The sequence below is a fragment of the Mesorhizobium sp. L103C119B0 genome (assembly GCF_000502235.1).
GTDB lineage: Bacteria > Pseudomonadota > Alphaproteobacteria > Rhizobiales > Rhizobiaceae > Mesorhizobium.
The window spans coordinates 1-17,018 of the sequence record NZ_AYXE01000004.1 but is presented as its reverse complement, the minus strand read 5'-3'; the positions used below and the strand labels follow the sequence as shown (position 1 = coordinate 17,018).

Here is a 17,018-nt window from a genome sequence, read left to right as displayed (position 1 = left end):
TCACCCTTAGGTGTTGGGAATATTTGGTCCACGGAGGCTCGCGATCCGGAGCGCTGATTTCGCCGCTTTGAAGATTGCCGATCTCGTCGACAGAGATCAGGCCGCTCAATCTGCGATCGAACTTTATGGGATGGAAGCACCGACCGCCGTGGCGCACTGCGCTTTGGAGGCGCATTTCGACGGTCGACCAGATGACTACCGCTTTTGGTGCGATGTCTTTCACCAACTGAGAAAACCAAACTGACGGAACTTTGCCGCAGCATCTTGTTCGGTCGCGCATGGCTAGAATAGCCGACCTTGGACCCGCCTATCCCCGGCAAGCCACACCAACCGCAGGACTGTGACGATCGATTTCACGCATGCCCGATCGGTCAGCAGGTCGACAAACGCGATTTCCGCCAGGTGATGTGGCACGAGCAACCAGATCACGATCCGCTTGAACTGGATCAGCTGCCCGGCGATGTCGACTTTACGGTGGGCGCTAGCCTGCCGATCTCCGGCCTAACCGCATGGCAGGGGCTGTTTCAGCATGGCCGCATCAAGGCCGGGCAGAGCGTTCTCGCGCATGGCGCTGCCGGTGCCGTCGGTTCGATGGTGGCGCAGCTTGCAAGGGAGNGCTCGACTTCGGTGCAAATGAATTCCTCGACCTCGCAAAAGACACCCTTGAAGATGTAGGCAGCGTCGATCTGGTGTTCGATGTCATCGGCGGCGATATCCAGAAGCGATCCGCAACGCTCGTCCGCGCCGGAGGTATCCTTGTCACAGTCGTTGGACCAACGGACATTCGAGCTGCCGATGGCCTGACCGTTGACTTCGTCGTCGAGGCTGATCGCCCTCAGCTCTCTGAGATAGTGCAGCGGATCCGCGATGGACGACTGCGGACGAACATTGGCAAGGTTTCGAGCTTGGATGATGCCATCGGCACCTTCAACTCAACGGACCGACGCGCAGGAAAGACGGTTGTCCGCGTTCGTCCGTGAGAACTTGGGAGAGGAGGCCGGTCCTCTCTCCGTATGGCCGCCTCTGGCAGCTGACACGGTGAGGTGCAAATCAGCGCCTGTCGCGGGATTTAGCCATCGTAGGGCGGTGTTTGCGGGAACCTACTTTGTACGTTTCCGACTCTTGCCTTTTTCGGAAAGTGACCCACAGAATAGCTGATTGAGGTTCTATCTCTCTGGGAGGATGGGATGGACATTCAAGCACCTGTTCGGCCTACGCAGCAAACGGCCAAGGAGCTGGTCCGCGAGGTCCTGTTGGGCTCTCAACCCGGCGACATTATTTCCGTCAAAGCGACCATTGTAGCGGTCCGTGAGCGCGGCGGCGATCTTCTCGAAACTGACTGCCAGTTAGTCGAAATGATCGTCAAATCAGCCTCCGTTTGGGGACTGTTCATCGCCTTTGACGTTCGAGAGGCGTGATGCCCCACCGTTGGTTCAACCCTCCGGTTTATGTGAAGACTGAGCGCCCGGGGCTTCGCCTTGGTGTCAACCGGGTTGATGCCGCCGCCGAGGAGCTCCTAAAGTGGTCCAATCGTGGCCCCAAGTGGCGGCTGGCGGCCGAAGCTTGCCTATCTGCGATGGATGGCAAAATGCCGGGTAATGACTTCCGGCTGCTGTTCGAAGCCGCGGCCGATGAAGAGGAGATGCTGCTGCCGGATTAACAACGCTATACGACGAGCCCATTCGGGTCTGTTCGCGTTGCGAATTCACCGGCGCAACGGGCATTTATGCTGTCCGTCTCCGTCGTCAAACTTTAAAGTGAGACACTAACGAGCGACGACCTAGATGGACAGTTATTCGCCGGTGCGCGTACCATATAGGGCCGCGGGTGACCGATGGAGGTCACATGGTTGATGAAGAGCATCGCCGCGAACGGAGGCAGCGGGTGCTGAAAGGCGCCTCAATCATCAGCGGAATCACAAACTCCGAGATCAGTTGCACCATTCGGAACCAAAACAGTGGCGGAGCTGAGCTCAAAGTCCCGGTGGAATCGCGTGTCCCTGAGCGGTTCGTGGTTTACGTGCCGACCGACGGCGTTGCCTACCAGGCAGTCCTGCGGTGGCGCAGGAACGACCGAATTGGGGTTCAATTTATAGGAACGTTGCCAAAGCCGCGTCTCCACTATGGCTGAGCTTGTGCCCGGGATGCACAGACCGGGGAATTGGACACTCTCCGGCGCTCGGCACGTGTTCCATGGCAGTCGCACTTTAGAGATTACCCCCCGGCGAAACTTCGCTTCAGGTCGACACGGTCAGAAGGCTTACAAAATCGCGGGAATATTCCTCGTCCAGATATTTAGCCGGATCGCCCACGCCTCGGCTGGTTGGCCAGTGAACGCGTCAAACACCGCTCAGGTTTCGTCGAGTCCCTCCTGAGGTCGTATCTTTGAGAAGCCATGCCGTCGCTAGGTAAGTCTGCGGTCCAGTTCTCAAGCGGTGATCGACATTCCTGTTGGAGTGCGGGTTCTACAGGAGATTCGGTTTTGAGGATCGCGAGGGCTCAACGGATCATGAGCGACCCAGCAGGATCAGAAACCGGCACCCGTCTGCGCAGCCCTTTGATGAAGATAGGTAGAGTCAAAATCTGCGGCGCGAACGAGCCCTGCCCAGTCGGTCGCATGAAAACGCGAGCCAACGGTGGATATCAGACCGTCGCGTCTAAGGTCCTGAAGCACTCGGTTCACGTGCACGGTAGAGAGGCCAAGTGCGTCGCCAAGTGCAGCCTGCGTTATGGGGAGATAGGCCACATGATCTTCAATGCGGCCTACCGAGCGAAGGCGAACAATGAGTTCGCAAAGAATGTGAGCCATACGCGAGTAGGCGTCGCGCCTACCGACGTTGGTGACCCACTCTCGATATATCGCCGCATCGATCACCGTCGAGCGCCAAAACACTCTCGTTATCGAAGAGTGCTGGTCGCAAACGGCGCGAAGTTCGTCGTGCCGCATGAAGCCCACCCTAGCGGGCATGAGAGGGGTGAAAGTGCAATCCATGACCGACAAATGCAAACCATGCAGGTCGGGAATGTCGCCCGGAACAAAAAAGNGAGAGGGCATCAGAGGGGTGAAAGTGCAATCCATGACCGACAAATGCAAACCATGCAGGTCGGGAATGTCGCCCGGAACAAAAAAGGAGGAGATTTGACGCTTCCCCTCCCCGGTTAGTTTGATCGACCCTATTAAGCCTTCAAGAACGACGAACGAAAGGCTCGGCTTATCGCCCTCGCGCAGAATGTCTTCGTTGGCCTGATATCTCTTCTCCTGAATCGAGATGTTCCCCAAGGTCGCAATGTCTGATTCTGCGAGTTCCGAGATGGCTTGGAGCTTGCGGATCAACATTTTGAAAGAATGATCATGTGCCATCAAGAACCTGTTCGTGTATGCTCCCAACTTTTAGTTGGCGCTAATGTTCCCGCTGCCTAGAGGAGACGAAGGCCAATGGTCAGTGCGTCGATGATGCGCGCAAAGTTCAGCTGTCCTCAATCCTTTTCGCCTGCCGCAACCTGTTCGAAACGGCTGGATCACAACCTGCTTTCCACCGGATTAACGAGTGCTATTGCGCGCCAGGAACCTTAAGAGTTCGCAGCCGTTCAACTGTTGGGGCGCACGAAGCAGGCTTTCAATGTCATCGGGTTCCGTGCTGATCGTGGAGACGTCGAGAACTCTCTCCGGGAGGCCGGGTTCGAGGTAGTCGCCGGCTTAAAGGGCCTTCAAGCGATTGCGACTTTCGATCGTGAGCCGGAGCGAGTTGTGGCTCTCCTGACAGATATCAGACTTGGGGACGGCCCAAGCGGGTGGATGTGGCCCGGCACCTCCGAGGCGCCGATCCTACTATGCCAGTTATATGACAGCGTTGGTCGATGCCATGGCCTGCTACGCAATTGACCGACATCAAATCGACATCCTGTCTCTCGGCTGCGTTGAATTGGAGTTCGCCTTCACCAAGGGCCAAATCGCCAAGGGCGGTATCAGGCACTGGCGCGAGATCATTTCTGCCGCCATGCGCCTGCAAAGCCAGAATGCACTGGGCCAAGCTGGGCTGCTGGTAGGACGAGACCGTCTACTACGCATCGACGGAGCACCTATGAAGTCTAATCCGATCGACCTCGACGACTACACCGGTCCGCCGCAGAGTTACCTGTTATTGCTGCCTCACTGGTCAAGCAACATGAGGAACGGCTGGCCGCGCTTTTCGCTGCGCCGCGTCCACCCTACAAAGCGGTGTATGGGCCAAGGTCTCAGGACCCGTAAATAGCCACCTGTTCTTCGCACGATGTCGGCTTTCAGAAACCGCCTAAAGCGATCCCGATATTGGGCGCAATGGCCATCCGTTCTGATTAAGTCGTCTTGGCCAGCCGTGGTCTTCACTCGACCCCGCATGATGAGGTATGACCAAGAAGGATGTAGACTAAACCGGAAGAGACAAGGTGCAGGTGCAAGGCATTGAGAGAAATAGCAGGAACCGAACCAATCCACAGGAATATTTTGTTGGTATTTATGTTGGTAGCAGATGCGGCTAACATTCCCCTAAGTATCTGAAAGCAAAACGGGATTTTCTTCACTTGAATTCCGCCTCTGGGCACCAGTTTTCTCTGAACATCAAGGGCTTGACTTCCTGGCGCCGCACCGACGGATTCCTGATTTCGGCCTGCCGGCTGTGCCGGCAAGCCTGCGCAACCGAGTTATGAACTTTCGGGGCGCACGGTCTCCACGCGCAGCGAGCCGGCTGGAAGCGGCTGCAGCAGTTCGGCTTCCGGCTTCGTCAGACTGAGCCAAGCCGCCCAATCGCCGGGCCGAAGCACCACGACCTGCCGACTGTGATAGGGCGCAATATCCGGTCCAAGCTCGGTTGTCAGCATGGTGAAGGTTGGCGGCTTGTTGCCGGCAGCTTCACGCCAAAGCCCTGCGATGGCCATGAACGGCGAGCCGTTGAGCGTGAAGCGATGCTTTGCCTTCGGATACTTCGTGCCCGTGAACTCGAAGAAGGCGGATGCCGGCACGAGGCAGCGTTTGCTGCCGGCGAATTGCCGGCCTTCGGAGCGGAAGTTGAACACTGGTCCGCCTTTCGGGCCGGCCGGCGGAAATCCAAACGTCATCGACGTCAGTTCAACAACGCCAGTGTCGCCGGCGGCGCGCATGATCGGGGCTGGATCGTTGATATGGATGTCATCAACCCGCGGCAGGTCAAGTTCGGTCTGATGGGTCGGGATCTCGAGTGCCAGCGACTCCAGCATCCGGCAATATTCAGCCCAGAGAATATGCTGCTCATAGTCGTTGCACATGGACGGCTCCCGACCGGTCTGCCAGTTTACCTCACGCCAAACAAAGAGGCGATGGACCGCTCAACTCTCGCGGTCGCGCTCGAGCAGTATATCGGCCTCGATCGCCGCGTTGACGAAGGCGGCGCGGGCATAGCGCGCCTCTTGAAGGCCTTCCAGAACGCCAAGGCAGGCTTTGCGGGCGGCGACGTGATAGCCGCCTGTCTTCACGGGCCATCGGTTCATGAGGATGTCAGCGGCCTGCGCGACACGCTCCACCTTGTAGATCGTGTTTCTGGACCTGCCGAGCGCCACGCGAACCGGCTCATCGAAATGCTGATCTTGCATGCTTCCCCTCCCGAACGCGATCGCGAGTCAATTCGGGGGAGGCAAGTTCGGTTCCACGGGAGCGATTTGCCAACGCAATAAACCCGCCTTCTGAAATCACTTTGCGCGCATCGGCCAAATGGCGGATTTGATTTGCTTGGTGATCCCCTCTCCCTGGGGCAAACTGCCTGCCGGGGCTGCAGGAGGAGAAATGCGAGCACGCGCAGCTACGATCGGCGATCTCGAAAGTGTCTTCCGTGATCTGTCCACGCGGATGTCGGACGAGTATGTGGCCGCCGGCAAGGACAGCAAGGTCGCCTACGACAATCTGATGATGAATTTGAAGGAAGGCCGAGCGCACGCGCTGGTCGAGGGCGACAAGACGGTGGCGATCGTCGCCTGGCACGAGAACAGCGACGCCGCCGACACGCTGTTTGCCGCGCAGGAGGGTTTCTTCAGCGCCGCGACGGTCCGCTTCTGCAGGCGCCACATCCGCCACATTCAGGCGCTGGCCGGCAACCTTCCCATCCACTCGCGCAGCTGGCTACAGCGGGCCGACGTCGGCAAATGGTTCCGTGTCATCGGTTATGTCGAACGCGGCCGAGAGAACGGCGCCACTGTGTTCGAATTGCCGCCGGCACGGGGAGCGTCAGCTGCGCGGGCTGCCTAGGGCTGCGCACCCACGGATGCCATCACGGAAAAGCCCCCCGCCAAGATGGCGATGGGCCAATATCGCCTGCAATGGCCTCATATCGGGGGCTCAGATGTCGGGGCTCAGATATCGGGCTGATCCAGCGCCTCGAAAATCACCCGTTCCAGCGGACCGAGATCCTCTTCGATCTCGCTGACCTCAAGGCCTAAATGCCGAGCATCCAGGGCAGCTCGCGTGGTTAGGGTTCGAGCCGTTGCCTTGTCGGCAGGCAGTTCGCCCGGCAGGTGCTCGTGGATCCAGCCCTGCAGGAAATCAACGCCGCGCTCGCTCATCGATTTATCCCTTCCGTTATCTGGGGGATCATTCCCCCAGAATGACCCCAGAAGCGACGATCTGAGCCGTCAGGCTGGTGAGCCTGCCTCGCTTCACGAGCGTCGGCTTTTGGTAGATTTTCTTCATGGCGGTGCCTTTCGCGACAAATCGCTCGTCGGCAACAACGTCCGTCGCGGGGCAGCGTTCCATGGCGGGCTGTTGAGCCCGACCCCCTGACACATCGTATTTGAGAACAGCCCCGCTCCCGCGACCCGTGATGTTGGTGCCGCGGCAGGTTGCGAAGCCGATGCAGGGCGTGGCAATTGTCGATGCCGATCATTGGGATGGCAAGCAGGACATGGGACGGCCACCAGACATCGCCCGACACCAGGCCGCGAGCGCAGGCGTCAGCCTGAACCGGGCGCTTTCCAAACTCGGCCTGTGTTCGCGCAAGCAGGCCGAGCTGCTGATCGCCGAAGGGCGCGTGCGGGTTGGCGGCAAGGTGGTGCGCGATCGGTCGCTGCGCGTCGATCTCGGCCGCGACCGCATCGCTGTCGACGGCGAGCAGATCGTCGGCGAGGCAAAAGTCTACCTGATGATCAATAAGCCGCGCGGACAGGTCACCACGCGCGATGACCCGCAGGATCGTGGCACCGTCTATGACTGCCTGGTGGATCTGGAGTTGCCTTTCGTGTCGCCGGTCGGCCGCCTCGACAAGGCCAGCGAAGGCCTGTTGCTGATGACCAACGACACGCGCTGGGCCAACGGCCTGCTCGATCCGGCCTCGCATGTCGCCAAGACCTATCATGTGCAGATCGGTACCGCGCCCGACGATGCGATGCTGGCGCGCTTTCGCGACGGAGCGATCGTCGACGGCGAACTGCTGATCGCAAGTTCGATCGAACTGCTGCGCAGCGGCGGCCGCACTGCCTGGCTGGAAATCGTGCTCGACGAGGGCCGCAACCGCCAGATCCGCCGCCTGCTCGGGGCATTCGATATCGAGGTGCTGAGGCTGGTTCGGGTGGCGATCGGCGGTTTGCAGCTCGGCGAACTCGCCAAGGGCAAGGCGCGGCATCTGACATCGGAGGAATTGGCGGTGCTCGCGCGTTAAGAGGCAGGCTTGCCGCGAAACCCTACTTCTGGTTCCACCTGCGTATCACCGGCTCGCTCAGATCGTGCTCATAGCCGAGGATGCTGAGGCTCGCGGTATCAAGTACGAAGTGCGCACCGCCTTCGGGTGGCAGACCGAGCCAGCGCGCGGCCAGCACGCGCAGGAAATGCGAGCTTGAAAACACCAGCACATTGCCCTCGATTGCCCGCAGCCCGGCGATGATCCTGTCGGCCCTGGCGCCAACATCCGCTACCGACTCGCCGTCGGGACAGCCGTCACGGAACAATTGCCAGCCGGGGCGCTGCACAAGAATCTCCTTGGTCTTAACGCCCTCATAGGCGCCATAGTCCCATTCCTGCAGGTCGTCCTTCTTGACGGCAGCAGCGCCGAAGCCGGCAAGCGTGCAGGTGCTGTAGGCGCGCTGCGACGGGCTCGACCACACCGCCTGGAAGGACAGATCCTTGAGCCGGTCTGCCACGCCGCGAGCTGCCGCCTCGCCCTTTGCCGTCAACGGTATGTCGGTGCGGCCGGTGTGTTTTCCCGAAGCGCTCCACTCCGTCTCGCCGTGACGGACCAGATAGATCTCGGGGTATGCACTGCTCATTCGCCGGCCTTTCGGTTGAAAACCGCCGACATCCTAGCCGGGAAGCTTTGGCCAACACCAGCCGCCATGCGCGCCAAAACAAAAGGCCGCAACGGGCGAACCGGCTGCGGCCTTGTGGCGAACGTCTGCGTTCAGTAATCAGGCGGGCTGCAGATCGCCCGACAGCGCCAGGTCGGCTTCCTCGGACAATGTGCCGGCCATGGCGGCGGCGAACTTGGTCTGGTCGAGTTCGCCTTCCCAGCGCGCCACAACGATCGTAGCCACTGCATTGCCGACGAAGTTGGTCAGCGCCCGGCATTCCGACATGAAGCGGTCGACCCCTAGGATCAGCGCCATGCCGGCAACGGGTACCGTAGGCACGACAGAGAGCGTGGCGGCCAGCGTGATAAAGCCGGCGCCGGTGATGCCGGCGGCACCCTTGGAGCTCAGCATGGCAACCAGCAGCAGCAGAATCTGGTCGCCATAGGTGAGCGGCGTATCGGTCGCCTGGGCGATGAACAGCGCCGCCAGCGTCATGTAGATGTTGGTGCCGTCGAGGTTGAAGGAATAGCCGGTCGGGATGACCAGGCCGACCACCGAGCGGTTGCAGCCGGCGCGCTCCATCTTGGCCATCAGGCCGGGAAGAGCGGCTTCCGAGGACGAGGTGCCGAGCACCAGCAGCAGCTCTTCCTTGATGTAGCGGATCAAGGCGAGGATCGAGAAGCCGTTGTACCAAGCGACAGCGCCGAGCACGACCAGCACGAAGAGCAGCGACGTCAGGTAGAAGGTGCCGATCAGAAAGGCGAGGTTGGCAATCGCGCCGATGCCGTATTTGCCGACGGTGAAGGCCATGGCGCCGAAGGCGCCGATGGGGGCGGCCTTCATCAGGATGGCGACCAGGCGGAAGATAGGCGAGGTCAGCGCCTGCAGGAAATCGACGACCGGGCGGCCGCGCTCGCCGACCAGAGCGAGAGAGATGCCGAACAGTACCGAGAAGAACAGCACTTGCAGAATGTCGCCTTGCGCGAAGGCGCCAGTGATGGTGTCGGGGATGATGTTGAGCAGGAAGCCGACGATGGTCGTGTCATGCGCCTTCTCGGTGAAGGTGGCGACCTTCGAGGGGTCGAGCGTCGCCGCATTGATGTGCATGCCGGCGCCCGGTTGGACGACGTTGGAGACGACCATGCCGACGACCAGCGCCAGGGTCGAAAAGACCAGGAAATAGATCATCGCCTTGCCGGCGACGCGGCCAACCTTTTTCAGGTCGGAGACGCCGGCAATGCCGGTGGTCACCGTCAGGAAGATGACCGGCGCGATCACCATCTTGACCAGCTTGATGAAGGCATCGCCGAGCGGCTTCAGCGAAGCACCGAGTTCGGGATAGAAATGACCGAGCAGCACGCCGGCGGCGATCGCCGTCAGGACCTGCACGTAGAGATGACGGTAAAAGGGTAGCTTGCCGCGCGGTTCGGCGGCAGCGAATGCTGGCTGCATGACGTCCTCCATGGCGCCCCGATCGAAAGCTCGACCTCCCGGGGCAGTTGTTTCCGCAGCCTTGCGACTGCTGTATCGGTGATTGCAACTGCCGTGCCAGACTGTGCGGCATTACCGCAGCCATTGATTTTGTTGGGTATTCGACCGATGGAGGCTGATGCCGCTTAACCGCAAGTGCGGACATCCGCATGATTGAATTGTGCTTTGTGCGAAATTATGCACAAATAGGGAATGCTGCAACGCCCTGCCGCGGTCCTGTCGCCGACGTCCGAGCAACTCGGCAAAAGCGCGCGTCGCGCCTGGCTGCTGTTTGCGGCGATCGCGCTGGTGATCGTTGCCACGGCGCTCACCGGCGCCGGCTTCTACGCGCGCCGCGCCGAGGTCGCGGCACTGGCGGCGCAAGGCCGCACCGATGCCAATCTGAAGGTAGCGTTGCTGCGCGCCGTGCTGGAAAGCCCGCGGGCGCTGCCGCTGCTCTTGTCCGAGGACCAGCAGGTGCACGACGCCCTGCAGAACAAGGGCGCTGTCACGATCGACGTGCTCAACCGCAAGCTCGAAGGGCTGGTCTCCGGCACCAAGGCTTCGGTGCTTTACGTCACCGGCGTCGACGGGTTTGCGATCGCCTCCAGCAACTGGCGCGAAACAACCAGCTTCGTCGGCAACGACTATGGCTTCCGCGCCTATTTCTCCGGCGCCATGCAATCGGGAACGGCCGAATATTTTGCGCTGGGCAACACCAGCAAGCGCCCCGGCCTCTACATTTCGCGTCGCGTCGGCAATGCGGCGGCACCGCTCGGCGTCGTCGTCGTCAAGATGGAATTCGACCAGCTTGAAGCCGACTGGCATGAGGCCAACCGGCCGGCCTATGTCAGCGACGACCACGGCGTCGTGCTGATCACCAGCGTGCCGTCCTGGCGCTTCATGACCACCGCGCCGCTGGCCGGCCCGGTGGCTGCCGCCATCCGGAGCAGCCAGCAATTCGGCAACGCGCCGCTGATCCCCTTGCCGATCACACGCCCCGAGGCATTGAGCCCTGACGTGTCGATGGTGCATGCGATAACACCGGGCGGCAGCGATGCCGAATATCTCAGGCTTTCGACACTGGTCCAATCGACGCCATGGCGGCTCGATTATCTCGTGCCGGTCGAAGCGCCGATCGCGGCTGCGGTGCGTGAGATGCGGCTGCTGGCGCTGGGCGTCGTGGTGCCGTTGCTGGCGCTGGCCGGCTACCTCCTGTGGCGCCGTCAGTCGGCGCAGATGCGCATCGCCGCCGAACAGGCAGCGCGCATCGAGCTCGAGCGCCGCGTCGTCGAGCGTACGCATGACCTCAGCCTGGCTCGCGACCGGCTGCAGGCCGAGATCACCGATCACCGCAGCACCGAAGCCAAGCTGCAGGTCATGCAGCAGGAATTGGTGCAGGCCAACCGTCTTGCTACCCTCGGCCAGGTTGCCGCCGGCGTCGCGCATGAGATCAACCAGCCGGTGGCGACCATCCGCGCCTATGCCGACAATGCGCGTGTGTTCCTGGAGCGCAAGCAGACCGCCTCGGCCGAGGAGAACCTTGGAGCGATTGCCGCGCTGACCGAGCGCATCGGCGGCATCACCGAAGAGTTGAAGGTCTTTGCCCGCAAGGGGCGCACGGCAGCCGAACCGGTCGAACTGCGCGGCGTCATCGAGGGCGCCGTGGTGCTGCTCAGAAGCCGCTTTGCCGGCCGGCTGGACGCGCTCGATATCACGCTGCCGCCGGTAACGCTCAAGGTGATGGGCAACCGGCTGCGGCTCGAACAGGTGCTGATCAACCTGTTCCAGAATGCGCTGGAAGCGCTGGACGGGCGCGACGGCGCCAGGGTGCAGGTGTCGGCCCAGGAGACGGCCGACGGCGTGGCGCTTGCCGTCGCCGACAATGGGCCGGGCATTTCGCCTGCCATCCTCAAGTCATTGTTCACGCCGTTCAACACCTCGAAGGAAAAAGGCCTCGGGCTCGGCCTCGTCATCTCGCAGGACATCGTCGCCGACTATGGCGGACGCATCGAGGTGGCGAGCGGCCAGGCCGGCACGCGCTTTACCATTCACCTCGCCAGGGCAGCATGATGGACACCGCACCGGTCGTATTGATCGACGACGACAGCGAATTGCTGAGGGCCACGCGGCAGACGCTGGAACTCGCTGGTTTTTCTGTCTCGGCCTTTGCGGTGGCGGCCGAGGCGCTGGCCGGGCTCGACGCCAATTTTCCCGGCGTGGTGGTGTCCGACATCCGCATGCCCGGCATTGACGGCCTGCAGCTCTTCGACCGCGTCTTGCAGCTTGATGCCGACATTCCGGTAATCCTGGTCACCGGACATGGCGACATCGCGGTTGCGGTCAAGGCGATCAAGGACGGCGCCTACGACTTCATCACCAAGCCGTTCGCCGCCGACCGGCTGGCGCAAAGTGTGGCGCGGGCGGCGGAAAAACGCCGACTGGTGATGGAGAACCGCGCGCTGCGCGAAAGCGCCGAACAGGCGCAGGACGGCCTGCCGCTGATCGGCCAGACGCCGGCGATGGAGCGGCTGCGCCGCACGCTGCGGCAGATCGCCGACACCGATGTCGACGTGCTGGTGACTGGCGAGACCGGCTCCGGCAAGGAGGTGGTGGCGAGCCTGCTGCACCGCTGGAGCCGCCGCGCCAAGGGCAATTTCGTGGCGCTGAATTGCGGCACGCTGCCGGATACGGTGATCGAAAGCGAACTGTTCGGCCATGAGGCCGGCGCGTTCACCGGCGCACAGAAGAAGCGCATCGGCCGCATCGAGCATTCGAGCGGCGGCACGCTGTTTCTCGACGAGATCGAAAGCATGCCGGCCTCGACCCAGGTGCAGATGCTGCGGGTGCTGGAAATGCGCGAGGTGACGCCGCTCGGCACCAATGAAATCCGGCCGGTCGACCTGCGCGTCGTCGCCGCCGCCAAGGTCGATCTCGGCGATGCCAGCCGGCGCGGCGCCTTCCGCGAGGATCTCTACTACCGGCTCAATGTGGTGACGATCTCGATCCCGCCGCTGCGCGAACGCCGCGACGACGTCGCCCTGCTGTTCTTCTACTTCGCAGAGCGTGCAGCCGCCCGCTTCCGCCGGCAAATGCCAGCCGTGCCTGCCTCAGTGCACCGCCATCTGAGCCAGCACGACTGGCCGGGCAATGTGCGTGAACTCGCGCATTTCGCCGAGCGTTTCGTGCTGGGACTCGAGGAAGCGGCGCAAGCGCCACCTTCCGCCCCGGCGGAGCCGGATGACGCCAGCTCACTGCCGGAACGGCTGGAACGCTATGAAGCCAATGTCATCCGCGAGGCGCTTGGCCGCAATGACGGCGATGTCCGGCGCACGATCGAAGCGCTCGGCATTCCGCGCAAGACCTTCTACGACAAGCTGCAGCGGCACGGCATCGTGCGCAGCGATTTTTCCAGGTAATTCATTTTCCAGGCAATTCAGGCGTGTGGACCCGAAAGCAGGGTAGATTTTGTGAACCGGCGCAAAAAAACCGTGGCAAGTCGGCATCAGAAAGTGTTGAAGACCGCATCGGCGGCCTTCGGCACGGCGCGATCCGGTTGCGCTCGGCAGATGTTGATGATTTGTTGCCGGTCAGCGGAGAATGAATGATGCGAGAACCTGTCGGTCAAGATGAATATGGATCGACCAATCCGTTCGATCCGGACGATCTGACGAATTTGAACGCGATCGGCCCGGCCATGGGCGGCGGCAACGACTTCGAGAAATACGCCGTTGCCGTGATCATCGTCTTCGGCGCGCTGATCATTGGCGGGCTGATGGCCGCTTCCATGACCTTTGGTCACCGGAACGGCTTCCTGTTTGCGCTTGGCGGCGCAACCGCGGCCTGGATATCGGGCAATGCGCTGCTCCTCGACCGTCCCCGCATCTACGCGGCGTTCGTCGTGATCGCCGCGCTGATGCTCGTCGGGTCGACGCTTACGCTCGTCCTCTGATCAATCTCTTGTTTTGATCAGTAGCCAATCGCCTCGCCGGATGCGGCGCGGCTGTCGATCGCGCCGTTGTAGCGGGAGCCGCCGCCCTTCTCGATTTCCGCCAGGCTCTTGCCGCCGACAAGAATGCCGGCCGCCTGCCCCCAAGTAGAATCCGCGAGATCGAGGTGGTAGCCCATGCCGGCCAGCAGTTTTTCAGTGTCGGGCGACAGGCCGAAGGGTTCGACATAGATCGTGTCGGGCAGCCATTGATGGTGGATGCGCGATGCGTCGATCGCCTCCTGGATGTTCATGCCGTGGTCGATGACGTTGACGATGGCTTCCAGCGTGATGGTGATGATGCGCGAGCCGCCGGGGCTGCCGATAACCATGAACGGCTTGCCGTCCCTGGCGACGATAGTCGGGCTCATCGATGACAGCGGCGTCTTCTTCGGCTGGATAGCATTGGCCTCTCCCTGCACGAGACCGTAGAGGTTGGGCACGCCAGGCTTCTGGGTGAAATCATCCATCTCGTTGTTGAGCAGGATGCCGGTGCCGTCCGCGACCACGCCGGCGCCGAACGAGCCGTTCAGCGTATAAGTGACCGCGACCGCATTGCCGTCATCGTCGATGATCGAATAGTGCGTCGTTTCCTTCGACTCGCCGAAGCCCTTCGGCATCAAATCCTGCGAGACGCCGGCGCGGAACGGGTCGATCTTGTCGCGGATCTCCTTGGCGTAATCCTTGTCGAGCAGTTTCGAGACCGGATTGTCGACGAAATCTGGATCGCCGAGCGCCGAGTTGCGGTCCACATAGGCGTAACGCATCGCCTCGACCATGACATGCACCGTCTCGGCCGAGCCGGCGCCGAGATAGGACCGCGGGTAGCCCTCCAGCACGTTGAGGATTTCGCAGATGATAACGCCGCCGGAGCTTGGCGGCGGCGAGGACGTGATCTCATAGCCGCGATAGGTGCAGCTCACCGGTTGCAGCTCGCGTACCTTATATTGCTCGAAGTCTGCCTTGGCCAGAATGCCGCCCCTGGCGCCGCTCGCCTTGACGATGGCGCCGGCGATGGCGCCTTTGTAGAAGGCGTCGGCGCCTTTTTCGGAGATGGCGGCGAGCGAGGCTGCAAGATCGGGCTGGAGGAGACGCTCGCCGGCGCCATAGGGTTTGCCGTCCGGCTTCAGGAAGATGGCGGCGGCGGCAGGGTCCTTCGCCAGCCGTGCGGCATTGCTTGCGAATGAAGCAGCGTCGCCCTGGTCGAGGATGAAGCCATCCTTGGCATAGGCAATTGCCGGCGCCATCAAATCCTGGCGTGGCAGCGTGCCATATTTTTCACGAGCCATCTCGAACCCTGCCACGGAACCCGGTACGCCGACCGCAAGGTAGCCATCAAGGCTGGCGCCCTTCACCGGATTGCCGTCCTTGTCGAGATACATGATCTTGGTTGCCGCCAGCGGCGCGCGCTCGCGGAAATCGAGGAAGGTCGATTTGCCGTCCTTGAAGCGGATGGTCATGAACCCGCCACCGCCGATATTGCCGGCATTAGGGTAGACGACGGCGAGCGCATAGCCGACGGCGACCGCCGCATCGACGGCATTGCCGCCCTTCTTCAGCACCTCGACGCCGGCTTCCGACGCCAGATGCTGGGCAGTGACGACCATGCCGTGCTCGCCCTTCGCCGGTTGAGGCGAGGCGGCATGGAGCGCGCCGGATGGCGCGAGCGCAATTGCGAGCGAAAGGGTGACGCCAATCAGCGTCCGGCGGGTCAAGGGCATGGCGGTGCTCCAAGTGCGGTGTGCCTAGAAGAGCTACATGGAGCGGCCGAGTCCATCATCAATATGAGCGAACACATATTGGTGTTCGCCTGCCGGCAGAGGCAAGCTGATCTCCCCCCTGTGGTGGAGATTAGCCAATCTCAAACAATCCCGCCTGAACCGCCCACAACCGCCGGCCGTTCCGCCGCGACCTTCGCCCGGTAGCCCGCCGCGCGATATGCGGCGACTGGATCGATGGCGCCGCCTGTGTTCAGCCGCGCCATGGCAAGGATCGGCTCGACATCGGTGCGGTAGGCAGCTTTCAGAGTCTGCGTCGCCATCAGCGCATCATTGCCGTCTTGGAAACCCTCGAGCGCCTTGCGGTCGACCAGCAGCGCCTGCGCATAGGCGCGCTGCACCTCGACTGCCGACAGCATCAGGCTTTCGATCGGGTCGGTGACGTTGTGGCTCTGGTCGAGCATGTGGGCGGGATCGAAACCCTCGGCGCCGGAAAGCTCTGCATCAACCAGTTCGTTGAAGACCAGGAACAGCCGATAGGGATCGATCGAGCCGGCATCGAGATCGTCGTCGCCATACTTCGAATCGTTGAAATGGAAGCCGCCCAGTTTTTTGAACTGGATCAGCCGCGACACGATCATCTCGATGTTGACATTGGGCGCATGGTGGCCCAGGTCGACCAGGCAGAACGCCTTGTCGCCCAGCTCCTTGGCGATCATGTAATTGGTGCCCCAGTCCTGCACGACCGTGGAGTAGAAAGCCGGCTCGTACATTTTGTGTTCGGTGAACAGTTTCCAGTCGGCGGGCAGTCCGGCATAGATCTCCTTCATGGCGTCGAGATAGCGCTCGAAGGCTTTGGCGAAATTGACCTGGCCGGGGAAATTCGAGCCGTCGCCGATCCACACTGTCAGCGCCCTGGACCCCAGCGTCTTGCCGATCTCGATGCATTCGAGATTATGCTCGACGGCCTGGCGGCGCGTGCCGGCATCGGCATGCGAAAGCGAGCCGAATTTGTAGGAGAGCGTCTGATCCCTGGCATCCGAAAAGGTGTTGGAGTTCATGGCGTCGAAGCCGAGGCCGAAGCGCGAGGCGGCCTGCTTCAGCCGGTTCGGATCGGCCTTGTCCCACGGGATGTGCAACGAGACGGTCGGTGTCGCCTGCGTCAGCTGGCTGATGACGGCGCAGTCCTCGATCTTGTCGAAAATGTCGCGCGGCTCGCCGGCGCCGGGAAAGCGGGCAAAGCGTGTGCCGCCGGTGCCGACGCCCCAGGACGGAATGGCGACGGCGAATTTCTCGACCTTGCCGCGGATGGCGTCGATGGCGATGCCGCGACGGTCGAGGCGTTCCCCGAGCGAGGCGTAGTCGCGTTCGAGGTCGGGTTTGCGCTGGGCGTTGTGGCTGGAGACGAGATCGGCGGCGATGATGGTTTCGGACAAGTGCTATTCCTCCCAATGCGTTCAGTCAGCGCTGCCCCTCATCCGGCCCTTCGGGCTGTCCAGCCGATAGATGGGTAACACTTTGAACCGGATACATAGGTGACACTTCTCTCCCCCTATGCGT

18 protein-coding genes and 1 pseudogene are annotated in these 17,018 nt (G+C 61.8%); 10 read left to right on the top strand and 9 right to left on the bottom strand.

All coding sequences use genetic code 11. The features are described 5' to 3' along the window. Positions 1–450: 450 nt before the first annotated feature. The 4 genes and pseudogenes from X728_RS01000000166500 to X728_RS1000000171445 form a co-directional block, all read left to right on the top strand. Positions 451–980 (top strand): annotated as a pseudogene (locus tag X728_RS01000000166500) (zinc-binding dehydrogenase); the annotation flags it as partial. 207 nt (positions 981–1,187) lie between these two features. Then, positions 1,188–1,418 (top strand): hypothetical protein, encoded by a 231-nt coding sequence (locus X728_RS158590; protein ID WP_023669678.1) that lies wholly within the window; start codon positions 1,188–1,190, stop codon positions 1,416–1,418. After that, positions 1,418–1,660 (top strand): DUF982 domain-containing protein, encoded by a 243-nt coding sequence (locus X728_RS158595; protein ID WP_023669677.1) that lies wholly within the window; start codon positions 1,418–1,420, stop codon positions 1,658–1,660. Before X728_RS158590 ends, X728_RS158595 begins: the two co-directional genes overlap by 1 nt. A 185-nt stretch (positions 1,661–1,845) precedes the next feature. Further along, positions 1,846–2,130, top strand: a complete 285-nt coding sequence (locus X728_RS1000000171445; protein WP_023834289.1) for a PilZ domain-containing protein — start codon at positions 1,846–1,848, stop codon at positions 2,128–2,130. Positions 2,131–2,526: 396 nt separating this feature from the next. Here the strand turns inward: X728_RS1000000171445 and X728_RS158600 are convergent, their stop codons facing one another. Continuing rightward, entirely contained in the window at positions 2,527–3,360 is an 834-nt protein-coding gene (locus X728_RS158600) for a Crp/Fnr family transcriptional regulator (RefSeq protein ID WP_023831017.1), read from the bottom strand. Between the two features lie 481 nt (positions 3,361–3,841). Here X728_RS158600 and X728_RS158605 point away from each other — a divergent pair, with 481 nt between their 5' ends. Continuing rightward, entirely contained in the window at positions 3,842–4,252 is a 411-nt protein-coding gene (locus X728_RS158605) for a hypothetical protein (protein WP_023708169.1), read from the top strand. A 427-nt stretch (positions 4,253–4,679) separates the two neighbouring features. Here X728_RS158605 and X728_RS158610 read toward each other — a convergent pair whose 3' ends face one another. Beyond that, positions 4,680–5,279: an SOS response-associated peptidase family protein gene (locus tag X728_RS158610; protein ID WP_023732391.1), complete on the bottom strand. Its 600-nt coding sequence runs from the start codon at positions 5,277–5,279 to the stop codon at positions 4,680–4,682. A 60-nt stretch (positions 5,280–5,339) separates the two neighbouring features. Further along, complete coding sequence (locus X728_RS158615; RefSeq protein WP_023831016.1) at positions 5,340–5,603, bottom strand: DUF982 domain-containing protein; 264 nt, start codon at positions 5,601–5,603, stop codon at positions 5,340–5,342. Between the two features lie 190 nt (positions 5,604–5,793). On the opposite strand from X728_RS158615, the gene X728_RS158620 reads away from it, so the two are divergent. Next, complete coding sequence (locus tag X728_RS158620; RefSeq protein WP_023669674.1) at positions 5,794–6,252, top strand: hypothetical protein; 459 nt, start codon at positions 5,794–5,796, stop codon at positions 6,250–6,252. Between the two features lie 104 nt (positions 6,253–6,356). On the opposite strand, the gene X728_RS158625 is transcribed toward X728_RS158620, so the two are convergent. Both X728_RS158625 and X728_RS1000000171440 read right to left on the bottom strand, forming a co-directional pair. After that, a complete protein-coding gene (locus X728_RS158625; protein ID WP_023669673.1) occupies positions 6,357–6,566 on the bottom strand; it encodes a DUF768 domain-containing protein in 210 nt (69 codons plus the stop codon). 28 nt (positions 6,567–6,594) lie between these two features. Continuing rightward, positions 6,595–6,756 carry a hypothetical protein gene (locus tag X728_RS1000000171440; RefSeq protein WP_023669672.1) on the bottom strand — a complete coding sequence of 54 codons (162 nt, stop codon included), beginning with the start codon at positions 6,754–6,756 and terminating at the stop codon, positions 6,595–6,597. 148 nt (positions 6,757–6,904) lie between these two features. Between X728_RS1000000171440 and X728_RS158630 the strand changes: the two genes are divergently transcribed. Next, the gene (locus tag X728_RS158630; RefSeq protein WP_023831015.1) at positions 6,905–7,657 is read left to right on the top strand and encodes a pseudouridine synthase; all 753 of its coding nucleotides are present in this window, start codon (positions 6,905–6,907) and stop codon (positions 7,655–7,657) included. Between the two features lie 22 nt (positions 7,658–7,679). Here the strand turns inward: X728_RS158630 and X728_RS158635 are convergent, their stop codons facing one another. Both X728_RS158635 and X728_RS158640 read right to left on the bottom strand, forming a co-directional pair. Beyond that, the gene (locus tag X728_RS158635; RefSeq protein WP_023699534.1) at positions 7,680–8,261 is read right to left on the bottom strand and encodes a histidine phosphatase family protein; all 582 of its coding nucleotides are present in this window, start codon (positions 8,259–8,261) and stop codon (positions 7,680–7,682) included. 138 nt (positions 8,262–8,399) lie between these two features. Then, a complete protein-coding gene (locus tag X728_RS158640) occupies positions 8,400–9,746 on the bottom strand; it encodes a dicarboxylate/amino acid:cation symporter (protein WP_155922526.1) in 1,347 nt (448 codons plus the stop codon). Positions 9,747–9,965: 219 nt separating this feature from the next. Between X728_RS158640 and X728_RS158645 the strand changes: the two genes are divergently transcribed. From X728_RS158645 to X728_RS21950, 3 genes are all read left to right on the top strand, one after another. Further along, positions 9,966–11,825 carry an ATP-binding protein gene (locus X728_RS158645; protein ID WP_023696666.1) on the top strand — a complete coding sequence of 620 codons (1,860 nt, stop codon included), beginning with the start codon at positions 9,966–9,968 and terminating at the stop codon, positions 11,823–11,825. Next, complete coding sequence (locus tag X728_RS158650) at positions 11,822–13,171, top strand: sigma-54 dependent transcriptional regulator (RefSeq protein WP_023730992.1); 1,350 nt, start codon at positions 11,822–11,824, stop codon at positions 13,169–13,171. Before X728_RS158645 ends, X728_RS158650 begins: the two co-directional genes overlap by 4 nt. Before the next feature lie 185 nt (positions 13,172–13,356). Further along, positions 13,357–13,704, top strand: a complete 348-nt coding sequence (locus X728_RS21950) for a hypothetical protein (RefSeq protein WP_032885862.1) — start codon at positions 13,357–13,359, stop codon at positions 13,702–13,704. A gap of 17 nt (positions 13,705–13,721) precedes the next feature. Here the strand turns inward: X728_RS21950 and ggt are convergent, their stop codons facing one another. Next, positions 13,722–15,461: a gamma-glutamyltransferase gene (gene ggt / locus X728_RS158655; protein ID WP_023831014.1), complete on the bottom strand. Its 1,740-nt coding sequence runs from the start codon at positions 15,459–15,461 to the stop codon at positions 13,722–13,724. Positions 15,462–15,601: 140 nt separating this feature from the next. Then, entirely contained in the window at positions 15,602–16,894 is a 1,293-nt protein-coding gene (gene rhaI / locus X728_RS158660; protein WP_023726817.1) for an L-rhamnose catabolism isomerase, read from the bottom strand. Between the last annotated feature and the right edge of the window lie 124 nt (positions 16,895–17,018).

What these genes read in the sequence shown, in the direction of transcription:
- X728_RS1000000171445 (WP_023834289.1), top strand. Translation starts at nt 1,846, where the DNA reads ATGGTTGATGAAGAGCATCGCCGCGAACGGAGGCAGCGGGTGCTGAAA.
- X728_RS158590 (WP_023669678.1), top strand. Translation starts at nt 1,188, where the DNA reads ATGGACATTCAAGCACCTGTTCGGCCTACGCAGCAAACGGCCAAGGAG.
- X728_RS158630 (WP_023831015.1), top strand. Translation starts at nt 6,905, where the DNA reads ATGGGACGGCCACCAGACATCGCCCGACACCAGGCCGCGAGCGCAGGC.
- X728_RS158645 (WP_023696666.1), top strand. Translation starts at nt 9,966, where the DNA reads ATGCTGCAACGCCCTGCCGCGGTCCTGTCGCCGACGTCCGAGCAACTC.
- X728_RS158610 (WP_023732391.1), bottom strand. Translation starts at nt 5,279, where the DNA reads ATGTGCAACGACTATGAGCAGCATATTCTCTGGGCTGAATATTGCCGG.
- X728_RS158625 (WP_023669673.1), bottom strand. Translation starts at nt 6,566, where the DNA reads ATGAGCGAGCGCGGCGTTGATTTCCTGCAGGGCTGGATCCACGAGCAC.
- X728_RS158620 (WP_023669674.1), top strand. Translation starts at nt 5,794, where the DNA reads ATGCGAGCACGCGCAGCTACGATCGGCGATCTCGAAAGTGTCTTCCGT.
- X728_RS158635 (WP_023699534.1), bottom strand. Translation starts at nt 8,261, where the DNA reads ATGAGCAGTGCATACCCCGAGATCTATCTGGTCCGTCACGGCGAGACG.
- X728_RS158650 (WP_023730992.1), top strand. Translation starts at nt 11,822, where the DNA reads ATGATGGACACCGCACCGGTCGTATTGATCGACGACGACAGCGAATTG.
- X728_RS158615 (WP_023831016.1), bottom strand. Translation starts at nt 5,603, where the DNA reads ATGCAAGATCAGCATTTCGATGAGCCGGTTCGCGTGGCGCTCGGCAGG.
- X728_RS1000000171440 (WP_023669672.1), bottom strand. Translation starts at nt 6,756, where the DNA reads ATGGAACGCTGCCCCGCGACGGACGTTGTTGCCGACGAGCGATTTGTC.
- ggt (WP_023831014.1), bottom strand. Translation starts at nt 15,461, where the DNA reads ATGCCCTTGACCCGCCGGACGCTGATTGGCGTCACCCTTTCGCTCGCA.
- X728_RS158640 (WP_155922526.1), bottom strand. Translation starts at nt 9,746, where the DNA reads ATGGAGGACGTCATGCAGCCAGCATTCGCTGCCGCCGAACCGCGCGGC.
- X728_RS21950 (WP_032885862.1), top strand. Translation starts at nt 13,357, where the DNA reads ATGATGCGAGAACCTGTCGGTCAAGATGAATATGGATCGACCAATCCG.
- X728_RS158605 (WP_023708169.1), top strand. Translation starts at nt 3,842, where the DNA reads ATGACAGCGTTGGTCGATGCCATGGCCTGCTACGCAATTGACCGACAT.
- X728_RS158595 (WP_023669677.1), top strand. Translation starts at nt 1,418, where the DNA reads ATGCCCCACCGTTGGTTCAACCCTCCGGTTTATGTGAAGACTGAGCGC.